This window comes from Flavobacterium sp. 21.1, assembly GCF_057801535.1.
Genome location: NZ_JBYNXA010000003.1, coordinates 1 through 14,408 on the forward strand (window position 1 = coordinate 1; position 14,408 = coordinate 14,408).

Consider the following 14,408-nt stretch of genomic DNA (forward strand, 5'->3'; position numbering starts at 1 on the left):
CGATTTTTTTCAAAATCTTTTCGACTTGTCATTTTCAAAATTTCTAAAGAACTGTGCCTTGATTGCGGGTGCAAAAGTAGCACTCTTTTCCATAACTCCTAATTATTTTCAACCTTTTTTTTAAAGTTTTTCAGAGGTTTCCCATAACTCACTGATAACCATTTTGTAACCCGGGAAAGTTTTTTTTTTAGAAAGTTACAGAGTTGCAGAGTCACTAAGTGGCAAAGTCGGATTTACTATACTATATATTATATATACTATGAGATTACTTCATCGTTCCTCCTCATGATAACCCTCTAAACAAAGCCCAAAATTTTACAGATAAATCAAAAAAGCTACCCTCCTAGCCCCGATTACAGTGGAAATCCCGGCTCGTTTACCAAAAACGAGACGGAATTGCAACGGAAAGCGGGAACGAAGTCCCCAAAAAAGCCCAAAACTTTCGCTTCTAATCGAATCGAATAGCCTTAACCGGAGAAATTTTAGTTATAATATAGGAAGGAACCAATAAAACCACAAGACAAACGAAAACCGTTCCGAGATTTAATGCTACTATATAAGGTATGGAAATTGAAACCGGCGCTTCGGTCACATAATAATTTTCCGGATTGAGTTTGATTACGCCAAAATATTTCTGAACGAGAAGGACACTTATACCAACCAGATTCCCCCAAAACAACCCGCGAAGAATCAAATGACCTGCATTATAGAGAAATATTTTTCTTATTACCCAATTGTTCGCACCAATCGCTTTCATGATTCCGATCATTTGGGTCCGCTCCAATATAAGGACCAGCAACGCCACTACCATATTAATGGTCGCCACCACGATCATAATAATCAAAATCACTACGATATTAAAATCAAACAATTTCAGCCATTCAAAAATATTGAAGTACTTTTCTTCAATGGTGATACTATTATAGGTAGGTGGAATTTCGGCATAGATCTCATCACCCTTTTCTTTGATCTTCGAAAAGTCATCAATGAAAACTTCGAAAGCACCCACTTCATCTTTTTGCCATTTGTTGATTCGCTGCAGATGGCGGATATCTCCTATTATATAGGTAGCGTCAAATTCCTGAAAACCGGAATTGTAAATCCCGACAATTTTAAAATTACGAAGATTGGGCAACTTACCTTCTTCCTTCATAAAAAAAGTATTAAACTTATCGCCTACTTTCAAATTTAGTCGGTTTGCCAAATATTGCGAAATGACCACTTCCGGATTTAAATTGCTTTTTAGATTTGGAATACGACCCGACACAATATATTCCTGTAAATTCTGCCATTGGTAATCTTTTCCTACACCTTTAAAAACAATTCCTTCGAATGCACTTTCGGTTCGAATGATACCAGCCTTAGTCGCTACCGCCTGAATATGACTGATCCCTTCAATATTTTGAAACTTCGGATAAAAATCCTGGTGAATCGAAATGGGCGCCACACTGACTTCCGATTGGTTATCGTCGTAGTTGGAAATAATCACGTGCCCATTAAAAGCCGAGACTTTCTGGCGTATTTTTTGCTGCAATCCCATACCGGTCGCGATGGAAACAATCATCATAACCATTCCAATAGCAATCGCGGCGATGGCAATTTTTATAATTGGTGCAGATATACTACTTTTATAGTTTCTAGTAGTAACAAGTCGTCTGGCTATAAAATATTCTAACCTCAAAGTATATGATTTCAAATTCGATGTTCAAAAGTACATTTTTATTTTTTTGTTTGATAACAATTTCTTGTTCGCAAAAGATTAAATCCCAAAATGAACCTGCAAATAAAAATTCCGCCAAAAAAGAAATCGTAACGGAAACAATCACTACAGGCATTAAAACCGGAGCAGAGAATTTACAGTTCGTACCGCTGCTTAAGAACAAAAAAATTGGCGTGGTTGCTAATGCGACAAGCATCTCCGTTAACAACACACATTTGATCGATTTTCTCGTGAAATTCAACCATGATGTTAAAAAGATATTCGCTCCGGAACACGGCTTCAGAGGAACCGCCGATGCAGGCGAACTGATTAAGGACGGAAAAGACAGCAAAACCGGATTACCAATCATATCGCTTTATGGCAACAATAAAAAACCGAAACCGGAACAATTAGAAGGGATTGACATTATGATTTTCGACTTACAGGATGTGGGCGCCCGTTTCTATACCTATATTTCTTCGTTGCATTATGTGATGGAAGCCTGCGCGGAAAATAATATTCCGCTTATCGTTTTGGATCGACCAAATCCGAATGGCGGTATTATTGACGGGCCGGTTTTAGAAAACGAATATGCGAGTTTTGTCGGCATGCATCCGATTCCGGTTTTACACGGAATGACTATTGGTGAGTACGCCAAAATGATAAACGGCGAAAAATGGCTGAAAAACGGCGCGCATTGTGAGCTAACCGTAATTCCTTGCCTGAACTATAAGCACAGCATGAGCTATAGCTTACCCGTGAAACCGTCACCGAATTTACCAAACGATCAAGCTATTAATTTATATGCCAGTTTGTGCCTGTTTGAAGGAACCAATGTAAGTGTGGGCCGCGGAACCGATAAACAGTTCCAGATTTACGGATCACCTTTTTTGCCAAAAAGCAACTTCAGTTTCACTCCGGGTCCTAATGCAGGTGCAAAAGATCCGACACATAACGGAAAACTTTGTTATGGCGAAGATCTATCAAAAATCGATAAAGTGAGTCGTTTGGAATTAAAATGGCTGATTAGTGCCTATCAAACCACTTCAGATAAATCAAAGTTCTTCAATGAGTTTTTTACAAAGCTGGCAGGAACTAAAAAATTACAACAGCAGATTGAAACCGGCGTATCCGAAGCAGAAATACGAAAAAGCTGGGCAAAAGGACTCGCCAATTTCAAAACAATGCGAAAATCCTACCTTATATATAGCGAATAAAAAAAGAGCTCAAATGAGCTCTTTTTTTATTCGCTTACATCCTGACCAAACTGCAGGAGATATCCATTATTGTCATAAATGGCAAATTCCCGCATTCCCCATTCGAAGGTTTCTATTTCATAACATAGCTTGGTTTTATCTTTTAATTTAAGCCAAAGTTCATCAACATTATCTACATTAATATAAAACGAACCTGTAAACAAAGGCTTTTGAAACGGCGTATGTTCGTTGGGCTTTGCCAGCATGAGTTCGGCATCGTCTTTACATAAGGAGGCCCATCCCCAATCTTCATTATACTCACCGCAGGTAAATCCAAGCATGTTTACATAAAATGCAATGGTTTCTTTTAGTTCGTTGGTCCATAACATGGGACGGATCGGTTGGAATTTTGCCATGATTCGTTTTTTATAAAGGTAGCTTTTTTTTCATTTCCTCCACAATATTATATGCCGCCGGGCAAATAGCCACATTTTTCAGGGTCAGATTTGAAATCTGCTGGAACTTTTTTCTGTCGGTATGCGGAAACTCGCGACAGGCTTTCGGACGAACATCATAAATCATGCAATAATTCTCCGCATCCAAAAATGTACACGGCACGCTTTGCAATACATAATCCTTATCTTCATCAACTCGAAGATACTGATCGATGAATTGCTGCGGTTTTTGTTTAAAATGTTTTGCGATACGCTCAATATCGGCCGAAGTGAAAAGCGGACCCGTAGTTTTACAGCAATTCGCACATTGCAGACAGTCGGTTCTTCTGAATTCGGCATCGTGCAGATCCTGCATTACATAATCCAAATTTTTGGGCGTTTTCTTTTTCAGCTTATCGAAATACTTTTTGTTTTCGTTATGCTTATCTTTGGCTAATTTTGAAAGTTCGTTTAAAGATGGTTTGAGCATTTGTGATCTGATTATTCGTTTATTCGAAAAATTACCTGGCAAAATTACTCAATTCGCACAAAACAAATAAACACATTAACACATTGACAACAATGAAAGACCTTTTCGGGAAAGCCATACTAGATTATCAGACCAATAATTCGCCGGAAGATTTAATCACGGAAACCTCAATATCGGAAGCCGATGAAATGAGTGTTGCCTATTTGTTCCGCGATTATTCCGCCATGCCGAAAATGGAACAAAAAGCATTGGACCTTTCAAAAGGTAAAGTATTGGATATCGGTTGTGGGGCCGGAAGTCATGCCCTATACCTTCAGAATCAGAAAAACCTTGATGTTACTGCCATAGATATTTCCGCCAATGCAATTAAGGCTTGCGAGCTTCGTGGCGTAAAAAAGGCACGGGTTGAAAATGTGATGGCGATGGAAGGGGAAACTTTCGACACCATTTTACTAATGATGAACGGCGCCGGAATGTGTGGAAAACTAAACAAAATAGCCGGATTTCTTCAAAAACTCAAATCCCTGTTAAGCGAGAATGGTCAGATTTTACTGGACAGTTCGGACATCATCTACATGTTTGATGAGGATGAAGACGGTGGAAAATGGATTCCGAGCCAAACCGATTATTATGGTGAATTGGTTTTCTACGTTTCTTACAAAGGTGAAAAGGAAGATCCGTTTGACTGGATGTATATTGATTACAACACATTACAGAATGCGGCTTATGCCAACGGCCTGAGGTGTGAACTTATGCAGGAAGGCGAACATTACGACTATCTTGCGAGACTCACACATCTTCAGCCTGTATAAAAGCAAAAAATCCCGAGTAAAAACTCGGGATTTTTTTTATTTTCCAGTGATTGATTACTGCATATATTTAGCCATCATCCCTTGTAAGCCCATAGCCCACTCCTGACTTGCAGCCATATTTTTTTCCGCAAGTACAGGCGCTTTTTCTTTCATTTTCTTTCCAACCGGAGTTTCATAGAACTTTAAAATAGCTTTCACATCATCATGTGTGTACTCCTGCATGAATACGTCAGCCATTTTACTGTAAAGCGCCGGTAAGGTTGAATCAAATTCAACAAGGAAAGCCGCTTGTTTTTCTTTAGGAACCATTTTCAAAATTTGATCTTTTGCCAAATTCATCTGAGCAGACGAACCCGTTACTTCAATCATTTTCATTACGTCTTTTTTGAAGGCCTCATTTGCCTGAGCCATTCCTAAATTCGCCACTAAAAGAAAAGCGAATGCTAAAATCAGTTTTTTCATTTTTTTTTTGCTAGTTTATAAAATTAAGGGATATTCAAATACTTATGTGTTTGTAAAGATACACGCCATTTTGGATTATTCATAACATAATCCACAATTAATGGAGTCATTTCTTCTTTTTTACTCCATTCGGGCTGCAAAAACAAAATAGCATTTGTGTTTACTTTAGCTGCCTGTTCCTCTGCGAAAATAAAATCGTGCTTGTTATGAATGATCACCTTAAGTTCGTGTGCGATCTCATAGGCATCATCAACAGGAAGTTTTGTTTTCTTAGGAGAAAGGCAAAACCAATCCCAGCTTCCGGTCACGGGGTAAGCTCCTGAAGACTCTATGTGCACGCGTAAATTTTGCGCTTTTAGTTTCGCTGTTAAAGCTGTCATGTCCCAGGTTAAAGGCTCTCCACCTGTCACCACCACAGTTTCTGCGTATTTTTTAGCATTGGCTACAATCACGTCCGTTGTGGTTGGAGGATGTAGTTCGGCGTTCCAGCTTTCTTTCACGTCACACCAGTGACAACCTACGTCGCAACCGCCGATTCTGATAAAGTACGCCGCTGTTCCCGTATGATAACCCTCACCCTGAATGGTATAAAACTCCTCCATTAAAGGCAGCATTTCGCCTTTTTCAACCGCAATTTGTATTTCTTTTTTAAGCATTTTGTATAAAAATAGTCTGCAAAGGTAAGCAATTTGATAATTAGATTATTAGCTATTTAACATACCATTTCAAGTAGTCCGACGATTATCTTCCGGCTCTGTACCCATAGCTATCGGGACGCTCCAAAAAAAAACCGACAACTTAAGTTGTCGGTCTTATTTTATGGTTTATTCTTTTTAAGCTTTAAGCGCTTTTAATGTTTTTGTAGCGTAAGCATTAGTCGGATCGATCACCAATAATTTTTCAAGATTTTCAATAGCTTTGGCTTTTTCTGCACTGTTAGCATAATGAGCACCCACAAAAGTATAAGCTTCGATCATGTTTTTCTTTACTGCCGGTTTTGATTTTTCCGCATCCCCTTTAGCGTTTATTAACTTCACGTATTCTTCATAGGCTGTCAACGCAATTTTTTTGGATTCCGGTGTACCGATTGCCTCGTTAGTTCTTGCTTTGAACAAGTGCGCATCCTGAGTTGCCGCATTTAGTTCGATAACTTTCGAGAACGCTGCATCCGCTTTTACCAATTGGTCCTTCGGTGATGTTTTTTCATCATAATCAAAGTATAAAGCATATCCTAAATAGAAATTATCTGCGAAGTAATTTTTAGATTTTGGATTTTTGATCGCCACTTCAAACAATTTTGAAGCGTTTTTGTATAATTTCTCTTTGAACATTTTTTGTCCAAGTGGATTCAGTTCACTTGCGATTACCGGATCTTTCTCGACTGCTTTGTTCAATTCAACCACACCTTCATTGAAGATTTTTTCATCATAGGTACCGTCCGCTTTTTTAGCTTCGGCCATTTTGGTTAAGCCTAAATAAAGGTAGTCTCTCGCGATGATTCTTTTTGGTTCAACTTTTGCGAAAAACTCGGTCATTGCTTTTGAGCTTTCAGCATAGTTTCCGTTCTCATAGGCCGCATAACCTAAATAACGCAGAATACGCGGATTTACCTTATCCAGTTTTTTCATCTCGTTAGCTTCGATTTCCAATGCTTTGTAATCTTTAGCTAAGATTAGAAAATCCGCATGACGCATACGTGATTCGACTGAATAATCTGTTAGGGCCATGTATTTCTCATAATACTGCAATGCTTTTTTGATATTCTCATCATATTTTGCAGGCTCATTAGCTCCCATGAAATAATATGTTTCCGCTAATTCACGATAGGCTGGACCAAAATTTGCATCCGTAGCAATAACACCATTTAATATCTTCACAGCGTCTGTGAAATTTTTTGCACTCTTGTTGATGGACGCATATTTTACACGCGCAATCAACATTGATTTATCATAATCGTATGCCGATTCATAAGCGCGGTACGCTTCTCCTGCAGCCTTATTTCCAACCTGCGCATCTCCTAATACCAAATAAGCAGTAGGATTTTTATCTTCGATCAACAATGCTTTATTGGCAACTTCGATCGCTTTTTTATAATCGGGGTTTTCGGAATTGATATATGCTTTCGCAATTAATAACAATTCTTCAACATCTTTTTTCTTAATATTAGCAGCTGCTTTATCAAAATTAGCCTGCGCTGATTTATTATTATCCAAATCGATTTGTCCTAAACCGATATAATTTAATGTCCCTTTATCTTTAGCGGCCAATCCCTTATTGAAAATCATCGTTGCAGAATCGGTCTTCGCTTCTCTTAGGTATACATCACCTAAGTAGAAGAAATTTTTACCATTGTCCGGATTAGATTTCACCAACCCTTTTAGTATTTTTTTTGCTTTGTCATATTGTTCAGCATCAATAGCTTTCTTTGCCTGTTGCAAATCCTGGGCAAAGACCGCTGTCGAAAGCACAGACAACATTAAACTTAAAACTTTAGCATTTTTCATTTCTAACTTAGTTTTTATGGTTATTTCTTTACTATTCAACTTTATCCCTCACCGCAATCTGACGGGTTGGGAAATGTTTCGGAACTAATCCGGATTTCAGAATAATCCGTTGTCCTTGTTGACCTGCAAGATACGAAGCAAATCCCATGCCCAAACCGGCAGTGCCCTGAAAATTTAACATATACAATTTTCGGGTGACCGGATAACTGCCATCTGCAATATTAGTCTGATTCGGTTTAACAAACCGGTTGTTTGCGTTATTTTTAACATTTTCAATCGCTAAGACCTGCACTTTTTTGGCATAAGCCTCAAGATCCGGGGTTGGTTGTAATAACCAGTTTATTCCTAAAATTCCAATAGCTCCTTCATTTTCTGTAACAAACTTCACCACTTCTTTATTAGAATTCAGGGCAAAAATATTTTTGGTTGGCAAATCCTTGATTCCTGCCAGTGACTTTAATGTTCTTATTGTACTCGAATTCGGATTATCAAAAACCAATGACTTTATTTTGTCATTAGGCTTTCCATTTAAAATCTGTAAAACATCGTTCAAAACCAAAGTAGAATCGATACGGTTCCTGTTGCTGATAAACGCTACAGCATCAACACCGAATTCAGTGATTCGCGGATACACTTTTTTAGTCTTATTGAAATAACTGATTTCTGTCGAATCAAGATCTTTCGCCAAAATAGCAATTTGTCCCTTGTTCTTATGTATGGAATTCAGTATTTCCGTTTCCGACTTACTGACTAAATTAATTTTGGTTCTGCTATATTCATTCTCAAAAAGTATTGCAACGTCTTCAATGATGGGAAAAATAGTCTCGTCCACCATTATGGTGGCCGTCCCGGCTACAGCCGTTTCTTTCGCGTTGGCTGTTTCACTGTTTTTATTACATCCTGTTAAAATAAGTATCAGCGCAATAACTGAAATGTACTTTTTCATAATATAGCTAACGTAATTAATTTATCCGTATTGTTATAGGCATCGTAAACTGAGTACGTACTTTTTGACCTTGTTTCATTGCGGGTTTCCATTTATTCATAGATCTCATAACCCGCACTGCTTCGTCGCCGAAACCATAACCAGGATCTCTTAGTACTTTTATATCACTGAAACTGCCGTCCTTTTCAACAACGAAACTAAGCATCACTCTTACCTCACGTATACTCCTATCCTTTATTTCCGGCGCTTTCATTCTATTGGAAAATTTGACGTAAAAGTCCTGCATTCCTTCAGCAGGTTTTGCCATTTCATCTACCTGAACATATACTGCGTTATCTTCAACAGAATCGCTTTCGGACTTCTCCTGGGCAAAACCCATACAACATAGTAAACTAAGAACTAACGTTAAAACAATTTTCTTCATTTACTCTTTAGATTGCTGCAGACGTACAAAACGAATCGCCGCATAAACAATTAATATCACCCCTAAAATCACTCTTCGTGCATAGGAAATCTCTACCGGCATACTTTTCCAGATAAACAAAGTTACGCCTAAAAAGACATATAATCCTAAAAAGACCAGTCCTAAAACAAACAGAAATCGCTGTTGAGGCGATTTCTGTTTAAAATTTTGAAATATTTTCATATTACTGTTGTCCAACTGCAATTGTAATTGGCATAGAGAACTGCGAACGTACTGGACGTCCGTTTTGGATAGCAGGTTTCCATTTTGGCATACCGTTAAGTACTTTAATCGCCAATTTACCCACTCCATAACCAGGATCTCTCGCTACTTTTACGTCTGAAAAACTTCCGTCTTTCTCGACAACGAAAACTAAAATAAACCTTAACTGGCCCACTCCTTCGTCAACCTCAGGAATTTGAGACTGTAAAGTGCTTCCGAATTTTTTATAAAAAGAATCCATACCGCCCGTTGGACCTGCCATAATTTCAACAGATTTATAAACGGTATTATCTTCTTCCACAACTTCTGCAGCTTTTTCACCTTCTCCGGCAGGCTGGTTGATAACGATATCTGCATCTTTATCACCTTTAATATTTTTCTGACCCGGATCAGCTTCTTTCAGATCTTCTACTGTGGGAGGATCTTCATCACGAACCAATTCCTTTTTCACCACTTCAGGCGGTGGGAATTTTACCTGATCGTTTACCGATTTTGGTGGCTCAGGCGGTGGTGGTGGAGGTAAATCTTCTTTTGGAGGAGGCGGAGGCAACAATGCGGTCTCAATCACTTTATCCATATTTTCCTTTTCACCCTCTGCCAATCGCTGACTGATAATATTTTGAATTACCGGTGCCGCAATAGCAGAAGCAAACAAGAATGCTCCGATCAACAAAGCTCTTGACGTGGTTTTAGGACTGTCTGAACGTAATTGATATGCACCATATGCCTTATTACGACCTTCAAAGATTATATCAATCCACTCTGTCTTAAATAAGTTTAATTTTGACATGATTTTTACTTTTTAAATGTTTGAAAAGAATTACTCCGACAGGATTTCTTCTTTTTTCAACATTGCGTTTTCTTCTGGTGTAATATCAACAATCGCATAAGTTGGCACTTTAGCGATAGCCATCTCATCTAGAATATCAACAAGGTTTCTGTAATTAGATTTTTTACTAGCTTTAATAAGTACAATCAATCCTTTTTCAGGCGTACCGTATTTTTCCAAAACTTTTTTCTCCTTGTCTAACAATTCTTTTCTAATCCCATTTTTTCCGTAACCAATTTTACTAGGCCCTTCAATTGGGTTATCCGGTAGACCATAATACCAAACAATTTGATTCTTCTCACCTAACAGTATGGTCATTGAACGGTCATCAGCAACATCAATTACTGGTGGCTTCGGTGCATTCGGATCCTTATCCGGCATAGCCAAGTTCATAGACTGTGGTTTTGACAATGAAGTCGTCAACATAAAGAAAGTAATCAAAAGGAATGCCAAATCCACCATCGCTGTCAAATCGACACCCGCATTCTGTTTTTTACTTCTAATATGACCTTTCTTCTTGCCACCGCCATCGCCGGTATTTAATTCTGCCATTTTACAGTATTTTTTTTAATTAAAAATCATCAGTTCGTAAACCGGTGACTAAGAAAAACTTATTAATTCTTTGTTTCTGAAGAATATCGATTACTTTCTTAACGGTAGGATACTCTTCTTTTCCGTCTGCCTTGATAGCTACTTTCAACTCCTGATTATGTAAATCTTTTGTTGCATAACGCGCTGCCAAAATCCATTCATTCAATTGATTATCAACAGAATCATAAGGAATTCCCGGCTGTAGGCCTTCTTTATTACGCTCTTCTCCAGACATTTTGATTATCTGCTTTAAATTTCCAACCGGAACTCCAAATCCATCAATCAGCGAAAAACGTTTTGTCTCCTCATCTGTAAAATTGACTTTATATTTTTCAGCTATTCTGCCCAAAACATCTTTACGAATGTCTTGACCAATCATACCAAAGAACACTTTCTCTTTACCTACGGTAATGGTCACCAAGTCAGCATCCGGCAATTTCGTTTGCACAGTAGATGCCGGCGTATCAACCGGAAGTGGCTCAGGTACTTTAGCTGTAGATGTCATTACGAAGAAAGACAACAATAAGAACGCTACGTCACACATAGCCGTCATATCGATCTTCGTACTTTTCTTTGACATTTTTGCTTTTGCCATTTTCTTTTGATTTTAGTCACAAGGAGACAAGTCAAGCTTTCTCACTTGCAACAAATTAATAATTAACTCTCTAACAAAGTGTGCAGTGATTATGCTGCACGACCTTTCATACGTCTGTATGCTTGCGTGATAGCAAAACCAGCCTCGTCGATAGAGTAAGTTAATTTATCAATTTTAGATGTAAACACGTTATACATGATGATTGATAACGTAGAAGTACCAATACCTGTAGCCGTGTTAATAAGTGCCTCAGAAATACCTGTTGCTAATGCAGCCTGGTCAGGAGCACCTGCAGCAGCTAATCCGGAGAACGCTTTGATCATCCCCGATACTGTTCCTAATAATCCCATTAACGTACCAATTGATACCAATGTAGCAATGATCGTCATGTTTTTCTCTAACATCGGCATTTCTAATGAAGTAGCCTCGTCAATTTCTTTTTGGATAGTTTCAGTCGCTTTTTCGCTATCGAAACCTTCTTTTCTTACTTCCTGATATTTAGTCAAACCAGCTCTAACTACATTAGCTACAGAACCTTGTTGTGCATCACACTCGGCGATAGCCTCTTCAATTTTCCCCTGACCGATTAAAACCTGTACATTTTTAACGAATTTCTCAACATTACTTTTTCCAGCAGCCTTGCTGATAACGAAGAATCTCTCAAAAGAAAAAACAACCGCCATTAAGAATAATCCCATCAAAGCAGGTACAATGAATCCTCCTTTGTAAACCATCCCTAAATAATTTCCTGGTAGCGGGTGACCTGTATTGTCTCCATTTTGAAAGTTTGATGGATGTCCCATTACGAATTTCCAGATTAGGAATCCGATCAATAAACAGATTACAATTGCAAAGGCAGCAAACATGCTTGTTCCTTTTGAGCTTCCTCCATTTTCAACAGTTTCGTTAGATACTTTTGTCATTTTTTTAATTTTTAGTTTTTCTATTTTGTTATAACTATTGTCCCATAAGTCAAAATCTGAAGTCAAAATCTGTTTATGAGTGTCGCAAATTTATGTTTTTAACGTAAAAAAAAAAATAAAATTGTTTTTTTTTCCGCCATCAAAACAAATAATTTAACACTGCGAACGGGTTTAGTTTGATTTCACTATGCAACTGTTAAGCCAATGTAAATAAAATAACGTTTAATTCCTAATATTATTCTTACTCTTGGCTTTTTTTTAAGATCTTTAGCAAAGGTTACTATTATTTTTTTAGCTTTACTATTCGTTGAATTTAATGCGAATTCATCAAATCCTTAGAAAACTACTACCTATGTCTACAGAAAAATTTATCGAAGAAATCAATAATGGTTACAATTGCAAAGGAGAAGCCATAGAATTAGGCGGAGGCATCTTAAACGGGGAAGCCGTCCCCAACACGATTATTAAAATCCCATTAAAAACCATTAACCGGCACGGATTAATCGCCGGAGCCACCGGAACCGGTAAAACTAAAACAATTCAGGTACTATCCGAACAGTTGTCTTCAAACGGAATCCCGGTTTTAATGATGGACATCAAAGGGGATTTCTCAGGGATTGCCGCAGCCGGTGAAGAAAAGTCCTTCATCACGGAACGTCATGCAAAGATCGGCATCCCATACCAGACAAAGGCCTGCCCTGTGGAATTGATGACTATATCGGAGCAGAACGGTGTGCGTTTACGGGCTACGGTTTCCGAATTCGGTCCGGTATTATTTTCTCGAATCCTTGATCTTAATGACACACAAGGCGGAGTTGTTTCCGTAATTTTCAAATATTGTGACGACAACCAGATTCCGCTTTTGGATTTAAAAGACTTTAAAAAAGTACTCCAGTTCGCAACCGACGAAGGCAAAGATGAGTTTGAAGCGAATTACGGCAGGATTTCAACGGCATCCACCGGTTCCATTTTGAGAAAAGTGATCGAACTTGAGCAACAAGGCGCAGATTTATTTTTTGGAGAACTCTCGTTTGATATTGACGATCTGATGCGCATCGACGAAAACGGAAATGGTTATGTGAACATCATCCGTTTAACAGACATTCAGGACAAACCTAAATTGTTTTCCACATTCATGCTGAGTTTGTTGGCCGAGGTGTATCAGCAAATGCCTGAAGTCGGTGACAGTGAAAGACCCGAACTGGTAATTTTTATTGACGAAGCGCACCTGATTTTCGATCAGGCAAGCAAAGCATTATTAGACCAGATCGAAACGATAATAAAACTTATACGCTCGAAAGGAATAGGCGTTTATTTCATCACACAAAATCCGACGGATGTACCGGCAAGTGTATTGGCACAATTAGGGCTTAAAATCCAGCATGCCTTACGCGCGTTTACGGCCAATGACCGAAAAGCGATAAAAATGACCGCCGAAAATTACCCGCTATCCGAATATTACAAAACAGAGGACGTGATTACCCAATTAGGAATCGGCGAAGCGTTTGTAACGGCTTTAAACGAAAAAGGAATACCCACTCCACTGGTAGCGTGTATGATGCGCGCCCCGATGAGCCGGATGGACATTCTGACCGATACGGAAATCAGCACCATTATCAATAATTCGAAATTAGCCAAAAAATACAATCAGGTCATCGATAATGAAAGTGCCTACGAAATCTTATCCGCCAAAATAGAAAAAGCAACTCAACAGGCCGAACAGGAAGAAACTGCAAAAACGCAAGAAAAACAAAGAAAAAGCGAGCCCAACACCAGCGAAGTAATAGGCAAATCAGTAGTTAAAGTCGTAACCAGCGCCACCTTCATCAGAGGAGCATTTGGTATCTTAATGAAAATGTTTAAGAAGTAATGAGGTCTTTTTTCACTGTAGGATTATTGATTTTATCCAATGTCTTTATGACGCTTGCCTGGTATGGGCACTTAAAATTCAAAGAACTGAAATGGTTTGAAAACGCCGGACTAATCAGTATTATTCTGATCAGCTGGGGACTGGCCTTATTTGAATATTGCTTTCAGGTTCCGGCCAATAAAATAGGTTTTCAGGGCAACGGCGGACCTTTTTCACTGATGCAGTTAAAAGTAATTCAGGAAGTTATCACCTTGATTGTCTTCGTAATTTTCTCGCTGCTCTTCTTCAAAGAAGAAAGCTTCCGTTGGAATCATGTCATTGGATTTTGTTTTTTGGTACTGGCAGTATATTTTATGTTTAAGAAATAACGAT

Annotated in this window: 17 protein-coding genes; 4 read left to right on the forward strand and 13 right to left on the reverse strand. The window is 38.4% G+C overall.

Annotated elements, in window-relative coordinates; translation table 11 throughout:
• Nucleotides 1-448: 448 nt before the first annotated feature.
• Entirely contained in the window at nt 449-1,681 is a 1,233-nt protein-coding gene (locus AC3E9U_RS06730; RefSeq protein ID WP_488746143.1) for an ABC transporter permease, read from the reverse strand.
• Nucleotides 1,682-1,686: 5 nt separating this feature from the next.
• Between AC3E9U_RS06730 and AC3E9U_RS06735 the strand changes: the two genes are divergently transcribed.
• Complete coding sequence (locus tag AC3E9U_RS06735) at nt 1,687-2,916, forward strand: exo-beta-N-acetylmuramidase NamZ family protein (protein WP_488746144.1); 1,230 nt, start codon at nt 1,687-1,689, stop codon at nt 2,914-2,916.
• 26 nt (nt 2,917-2,942) lie between these two features.
• Here the strand turns inward: AC3E9U_RS06735 and AC3E9U_RS06740 are convergent, their stop codons facing one another.
• Both AC3E9U_RS06740 and AC3E9U_RS06745 read right to left on the reverse strand, forming a co-directional pair.
• Complete coding sequence (locus AC3E9U_RS06740) at nt 2,943-3,311, reverse strand: VOC family protein (RefSeq protein ID WP_488746145.1); 369 nt, start codon at nt 3,309-3,311, stop codon at nt 2,943-2,945.
• Nucleotides 3,312-3,321: 10 nt separating this feature from the next.
• On the reverse strand, nt 3,322-3,819 hold the full coding sequence (locus tag AC3E9U_RS06745; protein ID WP_488746146.1) for a YkgJ family cysteine cluster protein: 498 nt from the start codon (nt 3,817-3,819) through the stop codon (nt 3,322-3,324).
• 92 nt (nt 3,820-3,911) lie between these two features.
• On the opposite strand from AC3E9U_RS06745, the gene AC3E9U_RS06750 reads away from it, so the two are divergent.
• On the forward strand, nt 3,912-4,631 hold the full coding sequence (locus AC3E9U_RS06750; RefSeq protein WP_488746147.1) for a class I SAM-dependent methyltransferase: 720 nt from the start codon (nt 3,912-3,914) through the stop codon (nt 4,629-4,631).
• A gap of 54 nt (nt 4,632-4,685) precedes the next feature.
• Here the strand turns inward: AC3E9U_RS06750 and AC3E9U_RS06755 are convergent, their stop codons facing one another.
• The 10 genes from AC3E9U_RS06755 to AC3E9U_RS06800 form a co-directional block, all read right to left on the reverse strand.
• A complete protein-coding gene (locus AC3E9U_RS06755) occupies nt 4,686-5,093 on the reverse strand; it encodes a DUF2059 domain-containing protein (RefSeq protein ID WP_488746148.1) in 408 nt (135 codons plus the stop codon).
• A gap of 23 nt (nt 5,094-5,116) precedes the next feature.
• Complete coding sequence (locus AC3E9U_RS06760) at nt 5,117-5,749, reverse strand: 7-carboxy-7-deazaguanine synthase QueE (RefSeq protein ID WP_488746149.1); 633 nt, start codon at nt 5,747-5,749, stop codon at nt 5,117-5,119.
• A 177-nt stretch (nt 5,750-5,926) separates the two neighbouring features.
• The gene (locus AC3E9U_RS06765) at nt 5,927-7,597 is read right to left on the reverse strand and encodes a tetratricopeptide repeat protein (RefSeq protein WP_488746150.1); all 1,671 of its coding nucleotides are present in this window, start codon (nt 7,595-7,597) and stop codon (nt 5,927-5,929) included.
• A 31-nt stretch (nt 7,598-7,628) separates the two neighbouring features.
• Nucleotides 7,629-8,543, reverse strand: a complete 915-nt coding sequence (locus AC3E9U_RS06770) for a PstS family phosphate ABC transporter substrate-binding protein (protein ID WP_488746151.1) — start codon at nt 8,541-8,543, stop codon at nt 7,629-7,631.
• A gap of 16 nt (nt 8,544-8,559) precedes the next feature.
• Nucleotides 8,560-8,967: an energy transducer TonB gene (locus AC3E9U_RS06775; protein WP_488746152.1), complete on the reverse strand. Its 408-nt coding sequence runs from the start codon at nt 8,965-8,967 to the stop codon at nt 8,560-8,562.
• Nucleotides 8,968-9,189: a hypothetical protein gene (locus AC3E9U_RS06780; RefSeq protein WP_488746153.1), complete on the reverse strand. Its 222-nt coding sequence runs from the start codon at nt 9,187-9,189 to the stop codon at nt 8,968-8,970.
• 1 nt (nt 9,190) lies between these two features.
• A complete protein-coding gene (locus AC3E9U_RS06785; protein ID WP_488746154.1) occupies nt 9,191-10,018 on the reverse strand; it encodes an energy transducer TonB in 828 nt (275 codons plus the stop codon).
• 30 nt (nt 10,019-10,048) lie between these two features.
• Nucleotides 10,049-10,609, reverse strand: coding sequence for an ExbD/TolR family protein (locus AC3E9U_RS06790; protein ID WP_488746155.1), 561 nt, complete (start codon nt 10,607-10,609; stop codon nt 10,049-10,051).
• Nucleotides 10,610-10,628: 19 nt separating this feature from the next.
• Complete coding sequence (locus AC3E9U_RS06795; RefSeq protein WP_488746156.1) at nt 10,629-11,243, reverse strand: ExbD/TolR family protein; 615 nt, start codon at nt 11,241-11,243, stop codon at nt 10,629-10,631.
• Nucleotides 11,244-11,332: 89 nt separating this feature from the next.
• A complete protein-coding gene (locus AC3E9U_RS06800) occupies nt 11,333-12,166 on the reverse strand; it encodes a MotA/TolQ/ExbB proton channel family protein (protein ID WP_488746157.1) in 834 nt (277 codons plus the stop codon).
• A gap of 352 nt (nt 12,167-12,518) precedes the next feature.
• Between AC3E9U_RS06800 and AC3E9U_RS06805 the strand changes: the two genes are divergently transcribed.
• On the forward strand, nt 12,519-14,036 hold the full coding sequence (locus AC3E9U_RS06805) for a helicase HerA-like domain-containing protein (protein WP_488746158.1): 1,518 nt from the start codon (nt 12,519-12,521) through the stop codon (nt 14,034-14,036).
• Nucleotides 14,036-14,404 (forward strand): DMT family protein, encoded by a 369-nt coding sequence (locus tag AC3E9U_RS06810; protein ID WP_488746159.1) that lies wholly within the window; start codon nt 14,036-14,038, stop codon nt 14,402-14,404. Before AC3E9U_RS06805 ends, AC3E9U_RS06810 begins: the two co-directional genes overlap by 1 nt.
• Nucleotides 14,405-14,408: the final 4 nt, after the last annotated feature.